Genomic DNA, 24810 nt, shown 5'->3' on the forward strand with positions numbered 1-24810 from the left:
TTGCTTGTGGCGTTAGGGCGGAGGGGAAGAGCTGGCGCCCCTCCCCTCCGGGTCCTGATCCAGGGAGGTGGATCAGCTGATCGGGTCTAGAACCGTCGGCCAGGCCTCCTTGTTGGTCTTGATGGCTTCGAGCAATTTCTCCTCGCCGGTGCGGCGCGCGATCTTCTTCCACTCGCGCTCGGTGTCGGCCATCGCCTGCTCCGGCGTCTTGGCTTTGGTCAACGAGGCCATCAGGTTCTCGTCGAGCGCGTTGTGGAAGGCCGTTGCGCCGGGATAGTTGATGGTCGGCACCGTGCGCGCCACCGTCTCGCGCACCACGTCCATATGGTAGGCATGGTAGGTCTGGCGGACCAGCGGATCGGAGAAGTCCGAGAGCCGGAACGGATCGAGATAGCCGCCGGGATTGGCGCTCATCCACGCATAGATGCGCGCCGAGCCCAGCCACTGCAGCAGGAGATAGGCAGCTTCCGGATTCTTCGACTGCGACGATACCATGCCGGTCAGCGAGAACCACAGAACCGAGCGGCTAATCAGCTTGCCGTCGATCTCGCGCCCTGGAGGCAGCATCGAGCCGATCTTGCCGGTGACGGCGGAATCCTTGTTGCCGGCATTGTCGAGGAATTTCGGCAGGTTGGAGAAGGCGCAGGTCATCGCCGCTCCGCCCTTAGCGAAATTGCCGTATTGCTCCGGCCAACCCCACGAGATCGCATCCGGCGAGTGATGGGCTAGCGACTCCACGTATTCCTTGGTGGCCGCGACGCCCTGCTCGGAATTGATCAGCGGCTTGCCGTCGTCGCCGAAAAGGAACTGGTTGGGCGACGCCATCGAGACATAGCGCTGATACCAGTTGGTGTAGCCCCAGCCCTGGTTGCGCAGGTCGGTCGAGCCGAACAGGCCCTTGTCCGGCCGCTGGAAGAAGGCCGCTACGTCGCCGTGCTGCTTCCAGGTCTTCGGCGGGGCCAGATCGTAGCCGTATTTGTCCTTGAACGCCTTCTGCTCGGCGGCGTCGCCGAACAGATCGGTACGGTAGACCCAGGTCTGGAAGTCGCCGTCCAGCGACACGCCATAGGTCGAGCCGCGATACTGGTTGAGCAGCGACACGCCCTTGGCGCCGTTGACGTAACCGGTCTTGGGATCGTCCCATTCCGGCTTGTGCTGCGCGACGAAGTCGTCGAGCTTGGCGATGCCGCCGGTTTCGGCGAGATCGCCAAGGCGGTTCCATTCGGTCGAATAGATGTCGTAGGCCCCACCCTTGGTGGAGATGTCCTGCATTGTCTTGGTGAATTCCTGGCCATTGGGCAGGCCGACAATCTCGATCGTGATGCCGGTTTCCTTTTCCCAAAGGTCCTTGATCGACGGCGCGCCGGCTGGGAATGGTTTCGTCAGCTGGCCGATCGAGCCGTCGGACAGTCCGAGCACGATCTTAGCCGGCGCCTTGCCAGACGCCTTGAGCGCCTTGGCCGCCTCGACGGCGCGCCCTTCCGGCGTATCGGGACCATACTGATAGCGCTCGGCACCGTCGAAGCCGGTCGGTCCGCCGATCATGCCGGGCGCCAGCGCGTCCGCGGCGAAGGCGCGGCCGGGGCGAATGAACTGCGGTGCAATGCCAGTCGCGGCGACGAACACCGCCGCCTTTCCTCCAGACGCCAGCAGGCGGCGCCGCGAGATGCGGATCAATTGAGACATCGAATTCCTCCCTCGGGGCCTGTTCCTCCATGGCCCACGTGAGGGATATTGACGACAGTGCGTGAAGCCTGTCAACATCATAAATACTCAAAACACGTCATAAGATCGCAAATGAGGGAGAGAATGCAGTCCACCGAACCCGCCACTTCACACCCATTGCTTGGATTTGAGGGGTTTTCACCTCGATCCAGCTGGCTTGGCCGGACCTTCGCAGCCTTGTGTAACGCCTCGGCTTGCGCAGAGGGCAAGGCCGGTTACATCATTTCACATCAGAATCACTGCAGCGGCTGAGTGGTTTTCTGGAACGGCTTGGCGGCTGAAATGATTTTGATGCTTGCGATGAGGTGGTCAACTTGCGGTCAACCCTGACAGACATAGCCCGGGAAGCCGGCGTTTCACCGGCCACGGTCGACCGTGTGCTGAACAACCGCCCGGGCGTGCGCGCCCGCACGCGCGAGATCGTCATCGAGATGGCGCAGCGCCTGGGCTACATCGCGGAAAGCCCTAACGCCACTCCGCAAAGATCCTTGACGGGCCAGACGATCCGGCTCGACTTCGCGCTGCCGGCCGGCACCAACTCCTTCATCAAGCTGCTGCACCGGCACATCGAGGCGCAGGCATCGGCGCGTCCCGATCTCGACGTCCGCGTGACCACGATCGAAGGCTTCAACCCCGACCGGCTCGCCCGCCTGCTGCACGACCTGCATGGCCAGACGCAAGGCGTCGGCGTCATCGCGCTCGACCACCCGACGGTGCGCGAGGCGATCCGCTCGCTGTCGGCGAGCGACATCAAGGTCGTCACCATCGCCTCGGACATCCTGCATGTGCCGCGCGTCGCCTATATCGGCATCGACAACCGCGCCGCGGGGCGGCTCGCCGGCTATCTGCTCAATCGCTTCATGGGCGCCGGACATCCGGGCAAGGTCGCGCTGTTCGCCGGCTCGCTCGCCTATCGCGGCCATGAGGAGCGCGAGATGGGGTTCCGCCATATCCTCGCGGAGGAATCCCCCAATCTCGAGATCGTCGAGATGCGTGAAATGCTGGACGACCGCGAGAAGGCCTATTCGGAGGCCTGCGCTTTGCTCGAGCGCCATCCCGACCTCGCCGCGATCTACAATGTCGGCGCCGGCAACACCGGCATCGCTCGCGCGCTCAAGGAGCGCGGCCGCGCGAAAAACACCCTGTTCCTAGGCCATGAGGTGACGGACGGCACCAAGGAACTGCTGCTCGACGGCACGCTGGATGCGGTGATCGATCAGAACCCGCGGGTCGAAGCCAGAGAGGCGCTCAACATTCTGTCCCACTCAGTCCGGGGATTGTCCTACGAACTCCACCAGCCGCGGCTGCAGGTGATTTTTAGGGAGAGCATCCCAGAGATTTGAAGTTCCTCAATGTCAGCAAGTTGCTATTTGCTTTCGAAGGATCACTCGTGGACCTTCTCAAAACAGATTTGAAGCGCCCTAAACTTCACACACTTCACTTGAATCAGTAGTTGAGGATCGCCTGATTCACATTCTCAGCAGCCCCAACTGCCTGATTGGATTGTCCAATTCAAACCGCGGAAGTACCCCGGCTTTAGCGCAGTGTAGCGGGCGAAACACCAATCACTGCTTGGTCAAAACAGGGGGTTCGAGTCCACGCCTTGGGCCAAATTTGAAAAACACATAAAAATCAGGTGCTTAGGCAGTCGTTTGGTAGGCCCGGAGGGTGTGAGGTTCCTGAAGAAAACCAATGGTTTAGCGGACGGTTAGCCAACCCATATCCTTCCTATCGTCTCGTATGGTCTGGCGAACCTAAAGACAATGAACGCGAATGATCCGTCGGCTCGGAAATATAGACGATGTAGGCGCTGGTCGCCCGGAAATCCCTCTTAGTGAATGACCGAAATGGGGCCGGAACCGGACGGTCATCCTTACGGACGGATGGCTAGAAAGCGGCCATCGTCAGCGGGCGGAGTTTTGCGATCGACCTTCACGTTGATCATCCGATGTTACTGCAGGGCCGACAGCTCGCATTTCGCCGTGGAGTGATGAGAAACTCTCACCAACTTCGCCTAGCTCACCTCCTACTGAACCGCTTGGCCAATCCGCAACAGCATCTCCCGCGGCAGCGAAAGATCAGCAGCGGCCAGGTTCTCCCGCAAGTGCGCCTCGCTCGATGTGCCCGGTATCAGCAAAGATGTTCGGCGCCATGGGGATCACCACCAGCATGGCCTTCCGCTGGCGGGAGGAGTTTTTTCTGATGGGAACCTCGATGGCGGAGAGGAAGGTTCCGACGTCGGTGGCAACGCGATCGATAGCTTTGCCGGGCTGTTTATCAGCGCGCGAGACTCCAGCGCCAATAGGATGAAAAGGCACGCTGACGCCAACTGTGAGTTCACCGTGCTCGCCCCGCTGCAGAGCTCCGGCACGTTGCATGGCACGTTCGATGTGATCGAACCCGAGGATGGCATCTTGAAGAAACCGATCACCCGCAGGTAGCGGGTATCGGCGGCCGGGTTGGATGAGGATGAGAATAGGACGTTGTGTGCCGGCGGGGAAATCCGCTTCCCTACGCCTTTTTCAGAAACTCTGTCCGCAGAACCAGGTTCTTGACCTTCTCGGCTCGACCCTCGACCTCATCTTCATTGCCCGTGAGGTGGATGTTTTTGATCAGCGTTCCGCGTTTCAGGGTGACGGACGTCCCCTTGACTTTGAGATCCTTAATGAGCGTGACGGAATCTCCTTCGCTCAGCGGAGTGCCGTTGCTGTCTTTGACCTTCATGATTTCGCTTCCTGCCTTTGTGCATTCAATCCGTTGAGGAGATCGGCGAGTTCCTCGGCATCGTGCTGGTTCATTCCAACGATGGTTCGGCTGCCCATCTCGGCGGGCCGTCCGGTCCAAGCATCGTTGACGGTCCAGGTGCCGGTCGGCTCCTGGAAAGGTTCGTAGCGTTGAGTCATGCGGAGACGATAATTGCCGAGCCCCGTCGTGCCAAGGGCCGACCAATATTTCTTCGCTTTGTATTGATGTTTCATACGTCAATGATACCATGATGAATATCATTTCTCATATTCAGACGCTGATACCCAATGATCACTGCTTCCCAGCTTCGTGCTGCCCGCGCCCTTCTCAACATCGACCAGAAAACCCTGGCGGAAATGGCGAGCATCTCGCTGCCGACGATCCAACGAATGGAAGCCAGCCAGGGCAATGTGCGAGGCGTTGTCGATAGCTTGATGAAAGTGATCAACGCGCTGAACCGCGCCGGCGTCGAGCTTCTCAGCGAACATGTGCGCAGCGACGATGGCGGCCGTGGTGTCAGGTTCCGCCATCCAGACACGCTGCCGGGCAAGCCAAACTAGGCCCTGCAAAGCACAGCGTCGACGCCACGCATTCACCGCCCCCTTTGTCTTCCCTTCTCCAGAAACACTCAATGAGCCTTTCCCGGCACATCAGCTTGCGGTCCTGCTTTTCCGCATGGAAAGACAAGGTTCGCTCATGATCCTGTATCTGCGTCGGTTGACCGGAAAGGAACGAAGCGAAAGAACCGACCGGCATCTCGCCCGTTTCCTGACGTTCATCGCAGGAGCCGCCAACGCTGGCGGCTTCCTGGCTGTTCAGCAGTACACGTCCCACATGTCCGGCATCGTTTCGTCGATGGCGGACCATTTGGCACTCGGCGATGTCGGACTGGCGCTTTCCGGGTTGGGGGCGTTGTTGTCGTTTGTCACAGGCGCGGCCTGTTCGGCAGTCCTGGTCAACTGGGGAAGGCGGCAGGGCCTACAGGGCGAGTACGCATTCCCGCTTGTCCTGGAAGCGATCCTGCTGATCTGTTTCGGTCTGCTCGGCGGCCATCTTGCGCGTCATGAAGCGCTGTTTGTGCCAATAACGGTGATGCTGCTTTGTTTCATCATGGGGTTGCAGAACGCCATCATCACCAAGCTATCGGAAGCCAGAATCCGGACGACGCATGTCACCGGCCTGGTGACGGATATGGGCATCGAACTCGGCAAGCTGCTTTACTGGAACATCTCAGGCAATGACTCGGACAGACTGTTCGTGAAAGCAGACCGGAGAAAGCTGAGACTGCTTGCGTCGCTCGTAGCATTGTTCTTTATCGGCGGCGTCATCGGCGCTGTGGGTTTCAAACACATCGGCTTTGCGGCGACATTGTTTCTCGCCGCCATTCTCCTTGTGCTGGCCTCCATGCCAGTCCTGGAAGATGTGTCTATCCGCATGAAGCGGCTCTGGTAGTAGCGCGACAGGGCTTTGCCACATGCCGGATTTGGCGGCACATTCGCGATGGCTGGCGACAAGATTGATGGCCAACACGGTTCGCCTATTATGCCGTTGCCACCTCCGAAGCGTTGCAGCGGCCCGCAGTGCGCCACCTTCGCAACTGGCTGGCGAGAGAAGCAATCGAGAACCCCGTATGACTTGGCGTTCGGCTCATGCTTTGTCAGTGGCGCCGCACCTTAGGCAGCTCGTAGTACATGCCAAGGCCTGAACGCCAGGAGGCCAAGCTCCTGTTCGATCTCCTCGGCTCCGACTGACGGCGGTATCAGCAGCACTGGCTGGACGAGATTCCGTACCTTGCCTGCCATGACGAGTGCGTTGCGATCCGGAGCGCCGCGGATATCGAGCAGTCTCACATCCGCCCAGATATTGGCGAGCTTTACAGCAACGCGATCCGGCATGATGTCGAGGTCGTGACGAGCATGAACGTTACCGATCAGAATACCGGAAGAATTCTTGAGACGCGTCTGCGCCAAGCCGAAGAATGTCTCGGCGCACAAGTGATCTGGGATGCGCCGCCCGGAATATGCGTCCAGAACGATAGCGTCGTAGCGGTGACGGCCGGCGCGCAAAAAATCCCGCCCGTCGGAGATGCGGCAGTGAACTCCAAGAGGTAACCCAAAGTACTTCCGGGCGATCTGGAAAGCCTTTGGATTGATGTCGACGATCGTAACACGCACACCAACCCTATCCAGCATCGTGCCCAGGCTGCCACCGCCACAACCGATGATCAGGACATCGGACACTCGCGCTTGTGCGAGGAGACCAAAGATGGCGTGTATATAGGGCACGACGCTGACGCCATTCGGATCGCACTCGCTTTGATAGCAGCCACCTTGGCGATAAATGAACGAACCGGAGTCCTTGGCCCGCAGAACTTCGATGTTGCCGAAATCGGTATGATATTTCGCAACCCGGATCATGACCTTGTCATCACAGCCAATTCCTAAATCCGCCGCTCGGCTGGTTTTCCGTTCGCTGGCCCCTTCATGCGGAGCCGAGGGGTTCGCCCGTCATTTTGCAGCGGGCTCAGCTTCGCAGTTGCAGGGCAACCATTCGGCGAGGCTCAGCGCCTCCCAACTCGTATCTCCCAGTTTTCTACAACTTCGAGACAGATGCGTCACGCATCATTATTTGAATGCACCGCATTTTAATATATGCTGCAGCGCTTAGAGATAATATGTCAAAGCTGATCGAAAAGGGGATGCGACCGTGATAACTGCTCCACAGTTGCGTGCCGCGAGGGCGCTCCTTGGCATCGACCAGCGCAGGCTTGCCGAATTGTCCGGCCTTTCGGTGCCGACAATTCAACGTATGGAAGCCAGTGAGTCGATTATCCGGGGCAACGTCGATTCCCTAGTGAAGCTGATCGGGGCGCTTGACCTCGCCGGCGTCGAATTGATTGCTGAAGGCGCCTCCAGCCAAATCGGCGGGCGCGGCGTGCGGCTGAAAGCAGATTTTGATCCCGCCAAAATTCTGGGCGGGGTCGATGCGGACGCCAAATTCCCTGTGAGGAGCGTGGCGTGATTTCGGGGGCCGCGGTCCTCCTGTGGGGCGTTGCTGCGCTCCTGGGAACTGCGGTGCTTGCGATTGCGTCAAGCCACGGATCGGGCTCGGGAACACGCCTGATCTACAGCCTGACGCTAGGCATATCGGCGGCCGTGCTCCTGGTTCTCGCGAGCCGTATCGCCGATGATCCCGTAACCCCGTCGACTGTCGCGCTGCCGCTTGGGCTACCATGGATTGGCGCCCATTTCCGTCTGGACGCGCTCTCGACCTTTTTCCTCGTCGTCGTCGATTTCGGCGGCGCCATGGCCAGTCTTTACGGCCTCGGCTACGGCAGGCACGAGTCTGCGCCGCATCGGGTGCTGCCGTTCTTCCCTACCTTCCTCGCCGGGATGAATCTGGTCGTGCTGGCGGACGACGCCTTCACTTTCCTGCTTTCCTGGGAATTCATGTCGCTCGCTTCCTGGGCGCTCGTCATGGCGCACCATCGCGAGCAGGACAATGCGAGAGCGGGCTACATCTATCTCGTGATGGCGAGCTTCGGCACGCTCGCGCTGCTGCTTGCGTTCGGACTGCTGGCTGGCCCGAGCGGAAACTACACGTTCGAAGCGATGCGTGCCGCCGCTTCCACCCCGCTCGTCGCTGCTTTCGTCCTGGCTCTGATGCTGCTGGGCGCCGGCTCAAAGGCTGGCCTGATACCGCTGCACATATGGCTGCCACTCGCTCACCCGGCCGCGCCAAGCCACGTCTCGGCTCTGATGAGCGGCGTCATGACCAAGGTCGCCATCTACGGCTTCATACGCGTCATTTTCGACCTGCTCGGTGAGCCGGCATGGTGGTCGGGCGTTGTGGTGCTTTTCCTGGGCGGCCTGACGGCGGTTCTCGGCATTCTTTACGCCTTGATGGAAAAGGACCTGAAGCGGCTTCTTGCCTATAGCACCATCGAAAACGTCGGCGTCATCTTCGTCAGCCTTGGCCTTGCTCTGGCCTTCAAGGCGAACGCCATGCCATCGGCCGCGGCGCTGGCGCTCACCGCCGCGCTGTTTCACGTCCTCAACCATTCCTTTTTCAAGAGCCTGCTGTTTTTCGGCGCGGGCGCCGTACTGACGGCAACCGGAGAGCGGGACATGGAGAAACTGGGCGGTCTCATCCACCGTATGCCGTTGACCAGTTTTGCCTTTCTCGTCGGCTGCGTGGCGATCTCGGCGCTTCCGCCCTTCAACGGCTTCGTCTCCGAATGGCTGGCCTTTCAGGCCGTCCTGCAGAGCCCAGATCTGCCGCAATGGGGCTTGAAGGTGATGGTGCCCGCCGTTGGCGGCCTGCTGGCGTTGTCGGCGGCGCTGGCAGCGGCCTGCTTCGTAAAGGCCTTCGGAATCACGTTTCTGGGCCGACCACGGACCTCGGCAGTGGAACGTGCGCATGAAGTTGATCGCTATTCGTTGGCGGCAATGTTCACCCTCGCCGGATTTTGTCTGCTTGCCGGCATTCTCCCCGGCTTAGTCATAGATGGCCTTTCACCTGTGACGCTTTCGCTCGTCGGCAGCCGCATGCCGGTGCAGATGGCGCAGCCTTGGCTTTCGATCGTACCGATTGCCGAAAGCCGTAGCTCCTACAACGGCCTGCTGGTGTTCCTGTTCATTGCAGTCTCCGCATCGTTCGCGGCATTCGTCATTCACCGCTTCGCCTCACATGCGCTCCGCCGCGGCCCGGCCTGGGGTTGCGGCTTCCCGGACGTAACACCTGCCGCGCAGTATACATCGGTAAGCTTTGCACAGCCCATTCGACGCGTCTTCGGCACGTTCGCATTCCGCGCGCGGGAAAAAGTCGAACTGCCGGCGCCTGGCGAAACTGGCCCGGCTCGTTTGACTGTCGAAATCCACGATGTGATCTGGGAAACGTTTTACCTGCCTATCGGCAGGGCGATCGACTTTGCGACCGACCACCTGAACCATCTGCAGTTCCTGACGATCAGACGCTACCTAACCCTTGTATTTCTCTTTCTCATTGTCCTGCTTTTGGTACTCGCACTATGGCCCTGATCCTTGAGTTGGCCGTTCAGGGCGCACAGATGATGCTGGTGCTTTTGCTGGCGCCACTCCTGACCGGGTTTGTGCGCAAGGTGAAGGCACGACTCTTGCGCCGCCAGGGTCCATCCCTGATCCAACCCTACCGAGATCTCCTGCGGCTGATGCGAAAGGAAGTCGTTCTGGCGGACAACGCATCCTGGCTGTTTCGCGTGACACCTTATCTGATCTTTGCCGCCACCTGGGTCGCGGCTGCGCTTATCCCGACATTCGCAACCGGGCTCACTTTCAGTTGGACCGCGGATCTCATAGCTATTGTCGCGCTGCTGGGAAGCGCCCGATTCTGCCTGGCGCTGGCAGGGATGGATGTCGGCACGAGCTTCGGCGGCATAGGCTCGAGCCGCGAAGTGATGATCGCTTCGTTGGCCGAGCCCGCCATGCTGCTCATTGTGTTCAGCCTGGCGCTGGTCGCCGGAGCGACACAGTTGTCCACGGTCGCCGCCTTCATGGGCTCGCCGCAGGTCGGCCTGCGGGTATCGCTCGGAATGTCGCTCATCGCTCTCGTGATGGTGGCGGTCGCAGAAAACGCCCGCATACCAGTGGACAATCCATCGACCCATCTGGAGCTCACCATGGTCCACGAGGCGATGGTCTTGGAATATTCCGGTCGTCATCTGGCGATGATCGAGTTCGCAGCCTTCCTCAAACTCCTGCTTTATGTGTCGCTGATTTCCTGCGTCTTCCTCCCCTGGGGGCTAGCAGGTGTCGGGGCTGGGCCGAAATCACTTGCTTTGGGTGCCGTGGCCTATCTTGGCAAGCTTGCCTTGTGCGGCATTCTCCTCGCCTTGTTTGAGACTGCGATCGCCAAGATGCGCGTTTTCCGCGTCCCGGATTTTTTGGGCGCAGCCCTCATGCTGGCGTTGCTCGGCACGCTCTTGCTGTTCGTCTCGCGGAGCCTCTGATGAACGGCCTCACCTTCGACATCGCTCATCTGCTTGCCGGCGGCCTAGTGCTGGTCAGCTTCATGATGCTGTACCAGGATCGCCTCTTCGCCCTGATCAACGTTTTTGCACTTCACGCAATCGTGCTTGCCCTGTCCGTGGCCTGGCAGGCCTACATCCAGGACGCCCATCACCTCTATGTCACGGCAGCGATCGCCCTCATCTTCAAGGCGATCATCATTCCTGTTGGCCTGCACCGCATCATCCAGCGGCTCGGCATCCATCGCGACATCGAGACCGCCGTCGGGATCGGTCCAACCATGCTTGCCGGAATAGGTCTGGTGACCCTGTCCATGGTGCTGATGCTGCGGGTCACTCCCGACGCCGACCCCCTCGCCCGCGAGGATCTTGCCTTTGCGCTGTCCATCATACTGCTTGGACTCCTGGTGATGGTCACCCGCCGGAACGCCGTCAGCCAGGTTGTCGGATTCATGTCGCTCGAGAATGGCCTGGTGCTGGCCGCCACGGGCGCCAAGGGTATGCCGCTGGTTGTCGAGATCAGTGTCGCCTTCTCGATTCTGATCGCCTTCATTGTCATCGGCGTCTTCCTGTTTCGCATACGCGAGAGATTCGACACGGTCGATGTCGGCGCGCTCGACGACTACAGGGGGGAACACCGTTGACCGCGTTTTCCCTCGATGCAGTGGCCGCCGTCTTGCTGATACCGGTCGGCGCGGCCGCACTCCTGGCGACCCTGCCCAACTATCGGATAACGGCTGGCCTCAATGTCGCCGCGAGCTTGCTGACCTTGCTCGCTGCGGTGTCGCTTCTCGTCACGGATCGGCCACAGCCCGGTCAGTATTTGCTTGTCGACGATCTCAATATCGTTTTCATCGTGCTCAACACGTTCGTCGGCTTCACGACCAGTGTGTTCAGCGCCTCCTACATTGCGCACGAACTGGATACCGGACGGCTGACGGCGGCGAATTTGCGATTTTATCATGCAATGTACCAGATCATGATGTTCGGCATGAACCTGGCGTTCGTGTCGAACAATATCGGCTTGATGTGGGTGGCGGTGGAACTTGCCACGCTGACTACGGTGCTCATGGTCGGCATCTACCGCACGCACGAGGCGCTGGAGGCGGCTTGGAAGTATTTCATACTCGGCAGTGTCGGCATTGCGCTTGCCCTCTTCGGCACCATCCTCGTCTACATGGCCGCGCAGCCTATTGTTGGCGAAGGCACGAATGCCATGGTCTGGACAGTGCTTATCGAGCACGCAGCGCGCTTCGACCCGGCGTTGCTGAACGTCGCCTTCGTCTTCCTGCTGCTCGGCTATGGGACGAAGGTTGGTCTTGCGCCTTTGCATGCCTGGCTGCCCGACGCGCACGCGGAAGGCCCGACGCCGATTTCAGCGGTGTTGTCAGGACTGCTCCTCAACGTCGCGCTCTATGCGGTACTGCGCTTCAAGCTGCTGCTCGCGGCTAGCCCGGACGCGATCGCGCCTGGGCCGCTGATGATCACGATGGGGCTCACCTCCCTCATCTTCGCGGCCTTCATGCTCTACCGCCGCCGCGACATCAAACGTCTGTTCGCGTACTCCTCCATCGAGCACATGGGCATCATCGTGTTCGCTTTCGGCATGGGTGGCCCGCTCGCCAATTTTGCCGGACTGCTGCACATGGTCATGCACAGCCTGACCAAGTCAGCGATCTTTTTCACGGTCGGCCACATCGCCCAGATCAAGAGAACACAGAACATCGCCGATATCCGGGGGCTGACGGAAACGCATCCGGGGCTTGGCTGGGCGCTCGTCATCGGCGTCGTTGCCATTGCCGGCCTCCCTCCGCTCGGCATCTTCATGAGCGAATTCCTGGTCGTGAGTTCGACATTTGCAAGGCAGCCCCTTTTGGCGATGCCGTTGGTATTCGGGATTCTGCTCGCTTTCGGCGCCCTGCTGCTTCGGTTGACCGGCGTCGCTTTCGGCGAACCGCGAGGCAGCACCGCGCCGGCCGAGGCGTCCTACGTTCCGATGTATTCCCACCTAGCGCTTGTGTTTGCCGCCGGCATCTATCTGCCACCACCGCTGGTCATATGGTTCCAGCATGTCGCCAACCTTCTAGGATGAAGCGGATGGGAGAAAAAACATGCCCGCACTGACCGACCTCATCCTTGCTGGCAAGGGTGTCGACAACCATTTCCCGTGGTCGCGCGCAGTGGTGACTTCGAAAAAATGGAGCTTTGCCGTCGAGCAACTGGCTGAGGGTCACTGGAGCTTGCTCGGTCTTTGGGGCGAACCAGGCACCGTCCACATGGCACTACTCGACGAGGCCGTCGGGAACATCGGCATTGTCAGCCTGCTATGTCCGGATGGCCGCTACCCATCGGTCGGCTTGCTGCATCCGCCCGCATTGCGCCTTGAACGTGCGGCCGCGGACCTGTTCGGGCTCTTGCCGCAAGGCGCGCCCGATACGCGACGGTGGCTTGATCATGGCTACTGGGGCATCAGCTTTCCGTTGAGTGCCCGCGCGCGGACCTCTGTTGCGACGGCGCCCCCCTACCATTTCCTGCCTGCCGAGGGGGAAAGCCTGCATCAGATCCCAGTCGGGCCCGTGCATGCCGGCATCATCGAGCCAGGGCATTTTCGATTTACAGCGAGCGGCGAAACGGTCGTCCGGCTGGAGGAACGCCTAGGGTACACGCACAAGGGCATAGAAGGCTTGATGGCGGGATCCGATATCGACCATGCCGCCAAGCTGGCGGGCAGAACCTCTGGCGACAGTACCGTGGCATACTCCCTTGCTTTTTCCCGCGCGGTCGAAGCGGCCCTGGGTATCGAGGTTCCTCCGCGCGCGGTCTGGCTGCGAGCGCTCATGGCCGAGTTGGAGCGTCTTGCCAACCATCTGGGCGACATCGGCGCCATCTGCAACGACGCCGCCTTCGCACTCATGCATGCCCATTGCGGCGTGCTGCGCGAGCGCGTATTGCGGGCAAGCGATGCTGCCTTCGGCCATCGTTTGATGCGCGACCGCGTCGTGCCTGGAGGAGTGGCGACCTACCTAAACGACGAGGGGACAACAGCGATCTGGGCTCTGATCGCAGAGATCAGACAGCGGTTTCCGGCGCTTGTAGAACTCTACGACAACACCGCGTCGCTGCAGGATCGGACAGTCGCAACGGGGCGGCTGAAGGTGGAACTCGCTCGACAATATCGCGCCGGAGGGTATGTCGGCCGGGCCTCCGGTCGGGACTTTGATGCGCGACGCAGTCTGGCCTATCCTCCCTATGACGCGCTCAACTTCAATGTGCCTCTCCTCCAGGAAGGCGACGTGAACGCCCGTGTCTGGATTCGCATTCACGAGGTCGAGCAGAGCTTGTCCCTGGTCGAGCAAATCCTGCGCCAGCTGCCGGGTGGACCGATCTGTGTCGACTTTGCACAGACAGGCGGCCCGCATGAAGGCATGGCGCTCGTCGAGGGTTTCCGGGGCGACATTCTGGCCTGGCTGCGCATTGGTAAAAGCGGCCTGGTCGAGCGCTGTCACCTGCGTGATCCGTCATGGTTTCAATGGCCGCTGCTGGAAGCGGCCATCGAAGGCAACATCGTCGCCGACTTCCCACTATGCAACAAATCGTTCAACTGCTCGTATTCAGGACACGACCTCTAAGGGTCCAAGGCAAGCCATCATGCGCAAGCTCCTCTTCGAAAGCCTGATACGCCCGCCGCTGACCGAACGTCCGCCGCGAGCGAGCGACGCGGCGGTTGACGAGCTCGCACGCGCCCTCAATGGGGTTGCTCATAGAAGATTGGGGCGAAGCCTGTCGATCCGGGCAGTCGATGCCGGTTCCTGCAACGGTTGCGAACTCGAGATGCACGCGCTCAACAACGCTTTCTACGATATCGAGCGTTTTGGAATCCGGTTCGTCGCATCGCCGCGCCATGCCGATGTCCTGCTTGTCACTGGGCCGGTGACCAAAAACATGCGCGAGGCATTGAAGCGGACCTACGACGCAACTCCCAACCCCAAATGGGTGGTCGCGCTCGGCGATTGCGCCCAGAACGGCGGCTGTTTCGCCGGCAGCTACGCCGTGGTGCGCGGAGTGTCGGAGGCGTTGCCTGTCGATCTGCACATTCCAGGCTGCCCGCCACCGCCCATCGAAATTCTGAAAGGCCTGCTCGCCTTGCTTGAGGGAGTGAATTCAAAGGCCGGCGTTGCCCGAAATTGACTATCGATGTGGAGGGCTTTTCCGCCACTAGTGGGATGATGGAAGAATCCACGACGCGCAGGCCTTCGACGCCGATGACCTTGAGGTCCGGCGCCACGACCGCCATGGGATCGATGCCCATCTTGCATGTGCCGCACGGATGGTAGCTGCCGCTGGCGTTCTCACGCATGTAGGCGATCCATTCGTCGTCCGTCTGCACGTCCTTTCCAGGTTTGAGTTCGCCCGTGACGAAAGGCGCGAACACCGTCGAATTCAGCGCGGCCCGGGCGATCCGGCCGCCCGCCATCAACGTCTCGATGTCGTAGGGATCGTCAGCAGGTTGAGCTGAATTTTGGGCTGCTCGTAGGGATCGGCCGAGCGAAGCTCGAGATAGCCCCGGCTGCGCGAGCTGCGGCTCCATCGTCGCGAGCCTGAACAACCCCCTCATTGACACGAGCTACCGGCGGATCAGGAATTATCTGAGGCTGCTGCGCGTGGATCAAAAGATGCTCCAGCATCGCTTCAAACGCCCGCAGCCCATCGCCGATGAATTTCTGCATCCAATCACTTCGCGCGGCGTCTCCTCCACTTGTGAGCTCCATCACATCCGCACTGACGCCTAGGTTACAGATCGAGTGGATCTCCATGGCAATGGCATCAGCAAGAGCGCGAACACGTTGCCTTTCTCTGGGATCGTCAGGCAAGAACAACGCCGGCTTTCTGGTTCAGCTAGATTCTCGATGAATGCCAACGACTGTGCCATCATAAAACCATCGATCAGCAACGCCGGAACCAAGCAAAGCCGTCCCTCTTGCGCCGCGCCTGAAAGCCATATCAAGCCAGAAGCTCGCGCTTACAGAATATCCCCTGCAAGGATTTGAGACCGACCATTTTCGGGTGAAGAGAATATCCCGAATATCTTCAAACGCTCTCTGGACTGTGCATATCGAATCCGAAGGTTACCCGAAATACGCCAGCGTCGCGACCGGCGCTTTTCGCCTTTATCAGAGTTGCGATTGTTTCGAACGCGAAGCGCTCGATGGGATGCGATATGATCAGGGAGATCGTGCCATCGATTAATGCGGCACGCGTATCTTCAAAAAGTTCATAACCCACAACGACAAAGTCGTCTCGCTTGGGGGTGGCACGAAGTGCAGCGATGGCGCCGGTAACACCTCCGCCGGAAATAAACAGTCCACACATGTCCGGATGGTCTGTCAGTAGCTTTTCCACGTGCTCCCTCGCGACCACTGCGGATTCATAAGTCGGCAGCGGTTCAAGCAACGTGAAGCCAGAATTGTGTTCGCGGAAGTAGGAGCGGAACCCGCTTTCGTTCATCTCTTGATTGCGCAGCCGATGGCTTCCGACGAGGATGCCGATCTTTCCGGGAAACCGCACCATCCGGTCGAAAGCCCACGCCGCAGCACGTCCCACCTTCCAGTTATCGAGGCCAACAAAACTGATATTCCCTTTTGCTGTCAGTGGACCGATGAGGGAAACAACCGGAACTCCTTTCTCCAGAACGCTGTCGATGGCATCAGCGACAACCGGGTGCTGTGGCGCAACGATTGCAAGGGTTTCGCACCGTTCACCCAAAGATATGATATGCGATGCGACCTTTTCAGGAGTTAAGTCTTCAAGAAACTCCAGCGTCAAGTCGATACGGCCCCCCGAGTAGGCCTCGGCGGCTAGGGTGATCGCATCGCCCAAGATTCGATAGAAAGTACGTTCCTTGCGCTGCAGGAGAACGCCGAATCGGTGCGTAATTTGCGGCGCTTTAACGGCATGTTTGATCGTACCCAGACCGTAAAACCCGATCTCTTCGGCAGCTGCCGACACGCGCTCCCGAGTGTGGGTCCGGACTGACCCAGGCTGATAGAGAACGCGGTTTACCGTTGACACCGACACGCTTGCAGCCTTCGCAAGGTCTGGGATGGTCGGCCTCTTCATATCAATTAATTCCATTTTCGGGCGGAGGTGCCATCAAATCATTTCATGATCTGAATATTGCGAAGTGATTTGAGACGAATTTTTGAAGTTATTATGATCTGCGTTGACCTGAAAGATGTCAACAATGCATGCAAGTGTGGTTGACAGCGCTCGACGATCTCAAGCCGTCAACGCTTTGGGGGAGGCCCATCGCAAAAACTGAAGGATGTAATCCAGCGCCTCTGCGCCGGGATTGCGGAAGTGTGAGTGCCTGCACGCCTAAACGGCTGATCGGCAAAAACCATATCTCGAGCCGCAATGATGTGGCTTTGACCTGAGGGAGGATTTCGACATGAATTTCACCAAAGAGATCGCGGCAGCGGTTATGGCAGCAATGCTCGCTTCCAGCGCCTATGCCGGAGACAAGGATATCGCTGTCATCGTGGGCTCGGCCCAGGACGGCTTCTGGAACATGGTCAAGAAGGGGGTCGATGACGCGAAGCTTATGGTTGAAGCGAACGGTGGCACCGTCAACTTCATGCAGACACAGAATTACGACAACTTTGGCCCGGACCTGGCCTCGCTGATCGAGCAGGCCGTGGCCCAGGGCGCGAAGGGAATTGCTATCCCGAACTGGCTGCCGGAATCGGAAACTCCGGCTCTTAAGGCTGCCCGAGACAAAGGCGTCGTCATCGTGCCCTTTAACGCTGGTCAAAGCGAAATGGGCAACTACGGCGCACTGAACTATTTCGGCTCGGACGAGTATCTCGCCGGTGTCGAAGGCGGCAAGTACCTTGCCTCACACGGTGCCAAGAAGATCCTTTGCCATATTCAGAACCCAGGCGCCGTGAATTTGGAAACCCGCTGCAAGGGCGTTCAGGACGGTGCCAAGGCAGCTGGGGCCGACACCTTCATCCTGCGAGTCCCTGCAAACCTCGATCAGGACATGAACGGCACCTCGGAAGCCATCAAGTCCGAGTTGATCGCGGATACCTCGATCGACGCTGTCATTACCCTGGCTGCATGGGCGGCCGACGCTGCGGCCAATTCCATCGAACAGCAGGGCCAGGGCCGCAAGATCCAGCTCGGAACTTTCGACATGTCGGCCTCGGTTCTGGACCGCATCTCGAAGGGTACCCAGACCTTCGCGATCGACCAGCAGCCCTACCTGCAAGGGTTCCTTGCAACCTCCATGCTGTTCGCCAACCTCAAGTTTGGTACGGCGATTGCAACGAAGCCGGTTCTGACCGGTCCCGCTATCGTCGATGCTTCCAATGTCGCTTCGGCCATCGAGGGCGTGAAGCTCGGCGCACGCTGAGCCTGCTTGTAAGGACCCGGCCGCGCGGTTGGTCGGGTCTACTCAAAGCAACATGAGGATTGAGGCCCGATGACCGAACCAAACTCAACCAATGATCCCGTCAACACCACAAGCGCTGCAGGCTCATCAGCCGGTTCTTCATTCAAGGCCTTTTTCCGCAGTCCTGCTGCCGGTGCTCTCATGGGATTTGTGGCTGTTTTCATCCTCTTTTCGATCTTCGGGTACAGCCGTAATTTCCTATCCGTCGCAGGGATCACGACCTGGGTGAACTTTGCGTCTCTTATCGGCATGATCGCAATCCCCGTCGGATTTCTGATGATCGCCGGCGAGCTGGATATCTCGACCGGCGCGGTCCTGCCTGCCGCGACGATGACGGTAGCCATCATTTGTGAACACTATCAGATGCCGGAGGTAATCGGTGTGGCGGCGGCCTTGGCCATTGGGGCGCTCATAGGCTTCATTAACGGCTTTATCGTCACGCGTACCCGGGTACCGTCGTTCATCGTGACGTTGGCTACGCTCTTTGCCGTCGCCGGTTTGACTCTTTTTCTGTCTATTTTCTTTATCAACAACACGAATTCTTTCCACCATCCTCCGGAGTGGGCGAAATCGCTCTTTGGCGGCAAGGTCTATGGCTTCAATTCCTCAGTCTTTTGGTGGGCAGGCCTCATCGCCGCCTTCGCATTCTTCCTGCATTATTCGCCCAAGGGCAGCTGGGTTTTCGCCTTGGGCGGTGATCAGGAAAGTGCACGGAATGCTGGCATTCCGGTCGCGCGGCTGAAGATTGCGCTCTTCATGCTGTGCTCGACCTCGGCCGCCTTTGCTGGCGTCTTGCAGGTCATGACCTTCAGTTCGGCCACGTCACAGGCAAACTTCGGGCTGATCTTCAACACAATCATCTCTGTCGTCGTGGGCGGCGTTTTGCTGACTGGAGGCTTCGGAACGGTGATGGGCATCGTCTTCGGCGTGCTGACCCTGTCAATCGTGACTCAAGCAATCGGCTTTACCGAGATCGACCGGAACCTGTCCTTCCTCATTATCGGCGTCATGCTTCTGATAGCGGTTCTGCTAAACGACACTTTCCGTCATCTGGCGACCAGCTGGTCCGGGACCAAGAAGAAGTGAGAACGACAATGTCCGATAAGAAACCCGTTCTCGAACTGCGCAATGTCGACAAGTCCTTCGGTCCGATTGACGTTCTCAGCGGTATTAGTCTGAAAGTGGGTGAAGGCGAAGTGCTGTGCCTTCTCGGCGATAACGGCGCCGGTAAGTCGACCCTGATCAAGACGCTGTCTGGTGTCTGTCAGCCCACGCGCGGCGAAATCCTGATGGATGGCGAGACAACAGTCTTCTCCCGCCCGCGCGAGGCGCAAGAGCGCGGCATCGCGACGGTTCACCAGTTTGGCGGCACGTACCCCCTGATGTCCATCGGGCGGAACTTCTTCATGGGCTCCGAGCCGACGAAGGGTTTCGGCCCATTCAGGGTGTTCGACCGCAAAAGAGCCAACCGCGTCGCCGTTGAGGAAGTCCAGAAGATGGGCATTACACGGATCACCGACGGTGATCGCCTGGTCGGCGGGCTTTCCGGTGGTGAACGGCAGTCGCTGGCCATAGCAAGGGCAGTCTATTTCGGGGCTCGCGTGCTGATCCTTGACGAGCCAACGGCAGCCCTCGGTGTCAAGCAGGCGGCGCATGTGCTTCGCATAGTCAACGAGGCCAAGCGCCGTGGCCTGGCCGTTGTCTTCATTACCCATCAGGTCATGCATGCCATGGCTGTCGGGGACCATTTCGCTGTCCTTATCCGTGGCGCCATCGCCGCCGACTTCCGCAAGGGCGAGAAGACGCGGGAGCATATTGCCGACCTCATGGCGGGTGGCGAATCCATGGCGGATCTTGAGGCAAGCATCGAAGGAAATATGGAAACCCAAGGTGGTTAACCGCCGCCGCCAACTCATGGGCCGGCGGGAACACTCCGCCAGTTGCCGGGCCTGAGCTCCCGCAGGGGGTATTTTGCAAAGCCCACCTGCAACGCAGGACGGGAGTGCTCCACACTCCCCCGCAGCAAAGCGACCGGGTCGCAAGCAACGGTCCGTTCGCAAATTCTCTCAAACCCGGTTTCAGGGCGAATAGCATGACAACGAGAATAGCCGTCATCGGCGCAGGATTGATGGGAGCCGATCACGCGAAGATCGTCACCGAGGAACTTCCCGGCGCCAGCCTACAGGTCGTCTGCGACATGGATGGGGCCCGTGCCCGGAAGGTTGCTGATGCCTATGGCGCGGAGGATGTTGCCAGCGATCCGGAAGGCGTGATTGCCCGCAGCGATGTGGATGCCGTCATCGTGGCAAGCCCCGATTTTACCCATGCGCCGCTGTCGCTCGCCTGCATCCGGGTCGGCAAGAAGGTGCTCTGCGAAAAGCCCCTTGCGCAATCGTCCGCCGAATGCCTCGCGGTCATGCAGGCCGAGCAGAAAGCCGGCCAGCGCTTCGTGCAGGTTGGTTTCATGCGGCGCTTCGACCAGTCCTATGTCGAGATGCGGCGCGCCATTGCCGATGGCACGCTGGGCCGCCCGCTGATGATGCATAATTTCCACCGCAATGTGGAAACGCCTGCCGCCGATTTCACCGGCGCCATGGCGATTTCCAATTCCGCTCCCCACGAATTCGATGTGGTGCGACACGTGCTGGGCACAGAATATGTCGCAATCTCGGCCTTCCAGGCGAAGCGCTCTGATGGGCTGGTCGCCCCGGTCGTCATGGTTCTGGAAACGACCGATGGCCAGATCGTCAATATCGAGATCAACAATAACGCCGCTTATGGCTATGACGTGCGCGCCGAACTTGTCGGTGAGAAGGCCAGCATCGCGACGAACCATGTGGCCTATAGCCGGCTGGACCGAGCGCTCGGCACCCATGCGGCTTACGAGGCAGACTGGCGCGGCCGCTATTTTGAAGCCTATCGCCGCCAGAACCGCGCCTTCCTGCGCTTTGTCGAGACGGGCGAATTCCCCGCCATCGCGTCGAGCAGCTGGGAAGGCTATGCCGCCGCCGTGGTGGCCGAAGCGGGCGTCAGAGCCCTCATCGAAGGGCGCAGGCAGCTCGTTTCCATGATTGAAAAACCGGAGTTCTACGCATGAAACTGGGTTTCGTATCCGACAGCCTCGGCGAACTCCCTTTCCACGAACTACTCGACCATGCGGTGCGCTTGGGCGTCTCCGGCGTCGAGGTCAATACCTGTGGCTGGTCGACCGCTCCACATTTCGATCTCAAGTCCATGCTTGGCAACAAGGCCGCCCAGCGCGATTTTCTGAAGGCCTTTTCGGATCGCGGGTTGCAGGTGATCAGCCTCAACGCCAATGGCAATACGCTGCACCCGACCGATCCGGCACAGGGCGAGGGTTTGAAGGATACCATTCGCGTGGCGGGTGAGATGGGCATCGGGACCGTCTGTACCATGTCGGGTCTTCCCGCTGGAAACGCAACCGATACCATGCCGAACTGGGTCGTCTCCTCCTGGCCGCCGGAAACGCAAGCCATCCTGAAATACCAGTGGGAAGAGAAGCTCTTTCCCTTCTGGAGAGAGATTGTCGCGCTGGCCAGGGAAAACGGCGTCGAGAAGATCGCGCTGGAGCTGCATGGCAACCAGTGCGTCTACAATGTCCCATCGCTCTTCAAGCTACGGAGCGAAGTGGGCACGATCATCGGTGCAAACCTCGATCCCTCGCATCTCTTCTGGATGGGCGCCGATCCGCTGATTGCGGCGGACGCACTAGGGAATGCCATCTATCACGTCCACGCCAAGGATACGTTCCTCAACGCTCCCAAGCAGGCGGTTGCCAGCCTGCTCGAAAACGGCAGCCTGATGGATATTCCCGCCCGCTCCTGGTCCTACATCACGCTCGGCTTCGGCCATGGCGAGGAATGGTGGCGGCAGTTCTGCTACCGGCTGAGAATGGCCGGTTACGACGGCTGGCTCTCCATCGAGCACGAGGACGTGGTCCTCAACTCGCTGGAAGGGCTCGAAAAATCCGTCGCGCTGCTCAAGGGTGTCATGCCTGCCGCTCCGGCCGACTACAAACCACAAGATATTTGAGGCCAACAATCTAACCTCGAAACAGGATATTGATGATGACAACGGCCCCAGCAACCTCGGGACCCTTTACCTTGGCGGTTTGCGCGGAAATGGTGTTCCGCTCGCTGCCCGTGCTCGACCGCCTCAAGCGGATCACCGAACTCGGCTTCGTCGCCGAAATCTGGGACTGGACGAAGCACGACATCGCCGCGTTGGCCAAGTCCGGCGCCTCGTTTTCCTCGATGACCGGCTATGTCACGGGGACGCTTGCCGATGACGCGGGCGCGGACGAGTTGATCAGGACGGCGAAACTCTCGATCCCAGTCGCCAAGCAACTGAACTGCCCGCGGCTCAACCTGCACGGCACCGGGCTCGACAGCCAAGGTCTTCCGGTCGTCAAGTCGGAGGTGGTGACCGGCGCCATGTGGCTCAAGGCCCGCGACACCCTCGAGCGCATCGCCGACCTCGGCGAGCGGGAAGGCGTGACCTTCGTTCTCGAAAACCTCAACGAGGCCGTCGACCACCCGAAAACGCCGTTCGCCAGGGCCGCCGACACGATCGCGTTGGTGTCGTCCATCAACCGGCCGTCGCTCAAGCTCAACCTCGATCTTTACCATGCGCAGATCGGCGAAGGGAATCTGATCGGGCTCTGCCGCCTGGCGCTTCCCCACATTGGCGAGATCCAGGTGGCCGACGTTCCTGGGCGCACAGAGCCCGGTACCGGAGAGATCAACTATCCGGCCATCGCCCGCGCCCTTGACGCGATGGGCTATCGCGGCGTTGTCGGCATGGAAGCCTGGCCGTCGGGCGACGACGAACTCGCGCTCAGCCGCTTCCGCCAGGCCTTCACCGTCTAAAGTCAGCCACTTTCCCAACGTTCGAATTTCGGAGCATCAAATGCCTGCCCAACGCCCTGTGAACGTCGCCCTGATCGGGGCAGGTCGCATCGGTTCCTTTCATGCCGAATCCGTCGCGCGCCGGCTTGTCGACGCAAATCTGGTCGCGATCGCCGATCCCGCCGAGAGCGCGGCGGAAGCGCTCGCCGGAAAGCTGGACGTACCAACCGCCGTGACCGACATCTCGGCGGTGCTCTCCGACCCGGCGGTCGAAGCGGTCATCATCGCATCGCCGGCACGCTTCCACGCCAGTCTCGCCGTACAGGCGGCCGAGGCCGGCAAGGCCGTGTTCTGCGAAAAGCCTATGGCGCTAACCCTCGAAGAGGCCGATCGCGTGATCGCCGCCGCGTCTAGCGCCGGAGTGCCCTTGCAGGTCGGCTTCAACCGGCGCTGGGACCAGGCTTTCGCCGAAGGGCGCGCCGCGATCGATGCGGGCAAGGTGGGAACACCGCAGTTGATCCGGTCGCTGACCCGCGACCCCGGCCCCTATAGCGGCAGTCCGGAAAGAACGCCGCGCTGGACGATCTTCTACGAAACGTTGATCCACGACTTCGACACGCTTGTCTGGCTCAATCCCGACGCCCGACCCGTCGAGGTGACGGCAATCGCCGATGCGCTGGTGCGCCCCGACTCCAAGGACAAGGGTTTCCACGACACCGCTGTCGTCACCATCCGCTTCGACAATGGCTCGATTGCTGTCGCCGAAGCCAATTTCTCCGCCATGTACGGCTATGACATTCGCGGCGAAGTCTTCGGCTCTGGCGGCATGATCACCATGGGCGACGTGCGCCGTTCGAGCCTGACCCTCTTCGATAGCAACGGCGTCTCCAGCGATACCTGGCGGCGCGACACCGATCATTTCGTGCACGGCTACACCGCGCAACTCGCCGCCTTTGTCGGCGCGGTTCGCAGCGGCGTGGTCACGGGACCGACCGGTCAGGATGCGCGCACCGCGCTTGCGATCGCTCTTGCCTGCATCAAGTCGGTGGAAGAGAGGCGCACAGTGTCGATGAACGAAATCTGAAGCAATAAGCGAAGGCAGGACATGGCGGCTTCGAACGATTGCGCAACTCGAATTGTGACCTTTGCAGATCTGCAGAGACGCGTCGCGGGTCGTCAGCTTGTTTTTCCGCCGCAAGTCGAAAAGGTAGCGGCTGCCGCCCTTGCGCGACCCGAACTTCTGGCATTTGAGAGCGCAGACAAGATTGCCGCGCGCGCAGGCGTATCAAAGGCAACCGTCGCCAGGTTTGCCAGACTTCTCGGCAATCGAAACCTGAAGGAGGCAAGACGTGTTTTTCGCGAGGAATTGCGAAGACGCCATGACATCAACGCCGGGCGACCAAATTGCTGAACATCGTCTCGAGGGACGGCTTTCTTTTTCTCGATTTCATCTTGCGGAACTTGAGCGTCACATCGGTGGGCGAAGCTTGTCCATCGCCGTCCGAGTGCGGCTGGCTCGAATCCCTTGGAACTGATCCAGATCGACCATACGAAGGCCGATATCTCTGTCGTCGACGAGGAAACCCGACGGCCTATCGGCCGCCCGTGGTTGCATATCTGCAGCCGGATCATGACCGGATTCTACCTCACGATGGAAGCGCCGTTCCGGCTGTCGACCAGCCTGTGTCTGCTGCACTCCGTCTTCGACAAATCGGCATGGCTGAGAGAACGTGAAATCGCGGAACCATGGCCTGTCACCAGCCTGCTCGATACATTGCACGTCGACAACCGCCTAGATTTCCGCAGCATAATGTTCAAGAGAGAATGCGAGGATGCGGGCATCGCGATCGTCGGGCGAACCCCACTTCGGCGGTCATATCGAGCGTCTGACCGGAACGCAGATGGGGAGATTGCAGGAGTTCGGCGAATTGATTCGAAGCGACATGCTGCGCAGACGGTCGGTTCTGGAATGAAGCAATGAGAAAGACGCCATTCGCTGGTACCTTCCGTCTTGA

Annotated in this window: 25 protein-coding genes and 2 pseudogenes; 19 read left to right on the top strand and 8 right to left on the bottom strand. The window is 59.9% G+C overall.

All coding sequences use genetic code 11. The features are described from left to right. Positions 1-72: 72 nt before the first annotated feature. Entirely contained in the window at positions 73-1686 is a 1614-nt protein-coding gene (locus FJV77_RS05675) for an extracellular solute-binding protein (protein ID WP_142865881.1), read from the bottom strand. A gap of 353 nt (positions 1687-2039) precedes the next feature. Here FJV77_RS05675 and FJV77_RS05680 point away from each other — a divergent pair, with 353 nt between their 5' ends. Next, the gene (locus tag FJV77_RS05680) at positions 2040-3068 is read left to right on the top strand and encodes a LacI family DNA-binding transcriptional regulator (protein WP_142865882.1); all 1029 of its coding nucleotides are present in this window, start codon (positions 2040-2042) and stop codon (positions 3066-3068) included. Positions 3069-3803: 735 nt separating this feature from the next. On the opposite strand, the gene FJV77_RS32210 is transcribed toward FJV77_RS05680, so the two are convergent. The 3 genes from FJV77_RS32210 to FJV77_RS05695 all read right to left on the bottom strand — a co-directional run bounded on the left by FJV77_RS32210 (position 3804) and on the right by FJV77_RS05695 (position 4703). Then, entirely contained in the window at positions 3804-4103 is a 300-nt protein-coding gene (locus FJV77_RS32210) for a hypothetical protein (protein ID WP_185970202.1), read from the bottom strand. Positions 4104-4236: 133 nt separating this feature from the next. Next, positions 4237-4449: an alkylphosphonate utilization protein gene (locus FJV77_RS05690; protein ID WP_142865883.1), complete on the bottom strand. Its 213-nt coding sequence runs from the start codon at positions 4447-4449 to the stop codon at positions 4237-4239. Then, the gene (locus FJV77_RS05695; protein ID WP_142865884.1) at positions 4446-4703 is read right to left on the bottom strand and encodes a hypothetical protein; all 258 of its coding nucleotides are present in this window, start codon (positions 4701-4703) and stop codon (positions 4446-4448) included. Before FJV77_RS05695 ends, FJV77_RS05690 begins: the two co-directional genes overlap by 4 nt. Before the next feature lie 54 nt (positions 4704-4757). Between FJV77_RS05695 and FJV77_RS05700 the strand changes: the two genes are divergently transcribed. Beyond that, positions 4758-5030, top strand: a complete 273-nt coding sequence (locus FJV77_RS05700) for a helix-turn-helix transcriptional regulator (protein WP_142865885.1) — start codon at positions 4758-4760, stop codon at positions 5028-5030. Positions 5031-5145: 115 nt separating this feature from the next. Next, positions 5146-5907: pseudogene (locus tag FJV77_RS05705) on the top strand (YoaK family protein); the annotation flags it as partial. 236 nt (positions 5908-6143) lie between these two features. Here the strand turns inward: FJV77_RS05705 and FJV77_RS05710 are convergent. Further along, positions 6144-6887: a fused MFS/spermidine synthase gene (locus FJV77_RS05710; RefSeq protein WP_142865887.1), complete on the bottom strand. Its 744-nt coding sequence runs from the start codon at positions 6885-6887 to the stop codon at positions 6144-6146. 289 nt (positions 6888-7176) lie between these two features. Here FJV77_RS05710 and FJV77_RS05715 point away from each other — a divergent pair, with 289 nt between their 5' ends. Genes FJV77_RS05715 through FJV77_RS05745 form a run of 7 tightly spaced genes read left to right on the top strand, consistent with a single transcriptional unit; the run spans position 7177 to position 14662 of the window. Continuing rightward, positions 7177-7491, top strand: coding sequence for a helix-turn-helix transcriptional regulator (locus tag FJV77_RS05715; protein WP_142865888.1), 315 nt, complete (start codon positions 7177-7179; stop codon positions 7489-7491). Beyond that, complete coding sequence (hyfB, locus tag FJV77_RS05720) at positions 7491-9509, top strand: hydrogenase 4 subunit B (protein WP_142866126.1); 2019 nt, start codon at positions 7491-7493, stop codon at positions 9507-9509. The genes FJV77_RS05715 and hyfB overlap by 1 nt, the downstream gene beginning before the upstream one ends. Then, positions 9500-10456 (top strand): NADH-quinone oxidoreductase subunit H, encoded by a 957-nt coding sequence (locus FJV77_RS05725; RefSeq protein ID WP_142865889.1) that lies wholly within the window; start codon positions 9500-9502, stop codon positions 10454-10456. Before hyfB ends, FJV77_RS05725 begins: the two co-directional genes overlap by 10 nt. Next, entirely contained in the window at positions 10456-11118 is a 663-nt protein-coding gene (locus FJV77_RS05730; RefSeq protein WP_142865890.1) for a hydrogenase-4 component E, read from the top strand. The genes FJV77_RS05725 and FJV77_RS05730 overlap by 1 nt, the downstream gene beginning before the upstream one ends. Continuing rightward, positions 11115-12566, top strand: a complete 1452-nt coding sequence (locus FJV77_RS05735) for a hydrogenase 4 subunit F (RefSeq protein WP_142865891.1) — start codon at positions 11115-11117, stop codon at positions 12564-12566. The genes FJV77_RS05730 and FJV77_RS05735 overlap by 4 nt, the downstream gene beginning before the upstream one ends. A gap of 19 nt (positions 12567-12585) precedes the next feature. Further along, on the top strand, positions 12586-14103 hold the full coding sequence (locus FJV77_RS05740; RefSeq protein WP_142865892.1) for a nickel-dependent hydrogenase large subunit: 1518 nt from the start codon (positions 12586-12588) through the stop codon (positions 14101-14103). Positions 14104-14122: 19 nt separating this feature from the next. Then, complete coding sequence (locus tag FJV77_RS05745) at positions 14123-14662, top strand: NADH-quinone oxidoreductase subunit B family protein (RefSeq protein ID WP_142865893.1); 540 nt, start codon at positions 14123-14125, stop codon at positions 14660-14662. A gap of 55 nt (positions 14663-14717) precedes the next feature. On the opposite strand, the pseudogene FJV77_RS33360 reads toward FJV77_RS05745, so the two are convergent. The 3 genes and pseudogenes from FJV77_RS33360 to FJV77_RS05755 all read right to left on the bottom strand — a co-directional run. Beyond that, positions 14718-15089, bottom strand: a pseudogene (locus FJV77_RS33360) (GMC oxidoreductase); the annotation flags it as partial. Continuing rightward, on the bottom strand, positions 14974-15345 hold the full coding sequence (locus FJV77_RS32625; protein ID WP_210246347.1) for a hypothetical protein: 372 nt from the start codon (positions 15343-15345) through the stop codon (positions 14974-14976). The gene FJV77_RS32625 and the pseudogene FJV77_RS33360, both read right to left, overlap by 116 nt. A 217-nt stretch (positions 15346-15562) precedes the next feature. Beyond that, positions 15563-16606 (bottom strand): LacI family DNA-binding transcriptional regulator, encoded by a 1044-nt coding sequence (locus tag FJV77_RS05755; protein WP_348643811.1) that lies wholly within the window; start codon positions 16604-16606, stop codon positions 15563-15565. 316 nt (positions 16607-16922) lie between these two features. Here FJV77_RS05755 and FJV77_RS05760 point away from each other — a divergent pair, with 316 nt between their 5' ends. From FJV77_RS05760 to FJV77_RS32215, 9 genes are all read left to right on the top strand, one after another. Next, positions 16923-17888 (top strand): substrate-binding domain-containing protein, encoded by a 966-nt coding sequence (locus FJV77_RS05760; protein WP_142865895.1) that lies wholly within the window; start codon positions 16923-16925, stop codon positions 17886-17888. A gap of 69 nt (positions 17889-17957) precedes the next feature. Next, on the top strand, positions 17958-19013 hold the full coding sequence (locus FJV77_RS05765; RefSeq protein WP_142865896.1) for an ABC transporter permease: 1056 nt from the start codon (positions 17958-17960) through the stop codon (positions 19011-19013). Between the two features lie 8 nt (positions 19014-19021). After that, entirely contained in the window at positions 19022-19825 is an 804-nt protein-coding gene (locus tag FJV77_RS05770; RefSeq protein WP_142865897.1) for an ATP-binding cassette domain-containing protein, read from the top strand. A 194-nt stretch (positions 19826-20019) separates the two neighbouring features. Beyond that, the gene (locus FJV77_RS05775; protein WP_142865898.1) at positions 20020-21024 is read left to right on the top strand and encodes a Gfo/Idh/MocA family oxidoreductase; all 1005 of its coding nucleotides are present in this window, start codon (positions 20020-20022) and stop codon (positions 21022-21024) included. Next, on the top strand, positions 21021-21980 hold the full coding sequence (locus tag FJV77_RS05780) for a sugar phosphate isomerase/epimerase (protein ID WP_142865899.1): 960 nt from the start codon (positions 21021-21023) through the stop codon (positions 21978-21980). Before FJV77_RS05775 ends, FJV77_RS05780 begins: the two co-directional genes overlap by 4 nt. Before the next feature lie 35 nt (positions 21981-22015). After that, positions 22016-22816 carry a TIM barrel protein gene (locus FJV77_RS05785; RefSeq protein WP_142865900.1) on the top strand — a complete coding sequence of 267 codons (801 nt, stop codon included), beginning with the start codon at positions 22016-22018 and terminating at the stop codon, positions 22814-22816. 40 nt (positions 22817-22856) lie between these two features. Beyond that, on the top strand, positions 22857-23879 hold the full coding sequence (locus FJV77_RS05790) for a Gfo/Idh/MocA family oxidoreductase (protein ID WP_142865901.1): 1023 nt from the start codon (positions 22857-22859) through the stop codon (positions 23877-23879). Between the two features lie 21 nt (positions 23880-23900). Beyond that, complete coding sequence (locus FJV77_RS05795; protein ID WP_142865902.1) at positions 23901-24206, top strand: RpiR family transcriptional regulator; 306 nt, start codon at positions 23901-23903, stop codon at positions 24204-24206. Between the two features lie 114 nt (positions 24207-24320). Continuing rightward, complete coding sequence (locus FJV77_RS32215) at positions 24321-24776, top strand: hypothetical protein (RefSeq protein ID WP_246691148.1); 456 nt, start codon at positions 24321-24323, stop codon at positions 24774-24776. The last annotated feature ends 34 nt before the right edge of the window (positions 24777-24810 follow it).

Origin of the sequence: Mesorhizobium sp. WSM4306, from assembly GCF_007003975.1 — a bacterium.
GTDB lineage: Bacteria > Pseudomonadota > Alphaproteobacteria > Rhizobiales > Rhizobiaceae > Mesorhizobium.

What these genes read in the sequence shown, in the direction of transcription:
- FJV77_RS05675 (WP_142865881.1), bottom strand. Translation starts at nt 1,686, where the DNA reads ATGTCTCAATTGATCCGCATCTCGCGGCGCCGCCTGCTGGCGTCTGGA.
- FJV77_RS32210 (WP_185970202.1), bottom strand. Translation starts at nt 4,103, where the DNA reads ATGCAACGTGCCGGAGCTCTGCAGCGGGGCGAGCACGGTGAACTCACA.
- FJV77_RS05690 (WP_142865883.1), bottom strand. Translation starts at nt 4,449, where the DNA reads ATGAAGGTCAAAGACAGCAACGGCACTCCGCTGAGCGAAGGAGATTCC.
- FJV77_RS05695 (WP_142865884.1), bottom strand. Translation starts at nt 4,703, where the DNA reads ATGAAACATCAATACAAAGCGAAGAAATATTGGTCGGCCCTTGGCACG.
- FJV77_RS05700 (WP_142865885.1), top strand. Translation starts at nt 4,758, where the DNA reads ATGATCACTGCTTCCCAGCTTCGTGCTGCCCGCGCCCTTCTCAACATC.
- FJV77_RS05710 (WP_142865887.1), bottom strand. Translation starts at nt 6,887, where the DNA reads ATGATCCGGGTTGCGAAATATCATACCGATTTCGGCAACATCGAAGTT.
- FJV77_RS05725 (WP_142865889.1), top strand. Translation starts at nt 9,500, where the DNA reads ATGGCCCTGATCCTTGAGTTGGCCGTTCAGGGCGCACAGATGATGCTG.
- FJV77_RS05730 (WP_142865890.1), top strand. Translation starts at nt 10,456, where the DNA reads ATGAACGGCCTCACCTTCGACATCGCTCATCTGCTTGCCGGCGGCCTA.
- FJV77_RS05740 (WP_142865892.1), top strand. Translation starts at nt 12,586, where the DNA reads ATGCCCGCACTGACCGACCTCATCCTTGCTGGCAAGGGTGTCGACAAC.
- FJV77_RS05745 (WP_142865893.1), top strand. Translation starts at nt 14,123, where the DNA reads ATGCGCAAGCTCCTCTTCGAAAGCCTGATACGCCCGCCGCTGACCGAA.
- FJV77_RS05755 (WP_348643811.1), bottom strand. Translation starts at nt 16,606, where the DNA reads ATGGAATTAATTGATATGAAGAGGCCGACCATCCCAGACCTTGCGAAG.
- FJV77_RS05760 (WP_142865895.1), top strand. Translation starts at nt 16,923, where the DNA reads ATGAATTTCACCAAAGAGATCGCGGCAGCGGTTATGGCAGCAATGCTC.
- FJV77_RS05765 (WP_142865896.1), top strand. Translation starts at nt 17,958, where the DNA reads ATGACCGAACCAAACTCAACCAATGATCCCGTCAACACCACAAGCGCT.
- FJV77_RS05770 (WP_142865897.1), top strand. Translation starts at nt 19,022, where the DNA reads ATGTCCGATAAGAAACCCGTTCTCGAACTGCGCAATGTCGACAAGTCC.
- FJV77_RS05775 (WP_142865898.1), top strand. Translation starts at nt 20,020, where the DNA reads ATGACAACGAGAATAGCCGTCATCGGCGCAGGATTGATGGGAGCCGAT.
- FJV77_RS05780 (WP_142865899.1), top strand. Translation starts at nt 21,021, where the DNA reads ATGAAACTGGGTTTCGTATCCGACAGCCTCGGCGAACTCCCTTTCCAC.
- FJV77_RS05785 (WP_142865900.1), top strand. Translation starts at nt 22,016, where the DNA reads ATGACAACGGCCCCAGCAACCTCGGGACCCTTTACCTTGGCGGTTTGC.
- FJV77_RS05790 (WP_142865901.1), top strand. Translation starts at nt 22,857, where the DNA reads ATGCCTGCCCAACGCCCTGTGAACGTCGCCCTGATCGGGGCAGGTCGC.
- FJV77_RS05795 (WP_142865902.1), top strand. Translation starts at nt 23,901, where the DNA reads ATGGCGGCTTCGAACGATTGCGCAACTCGAATTGTGACCTTTGCAGAT.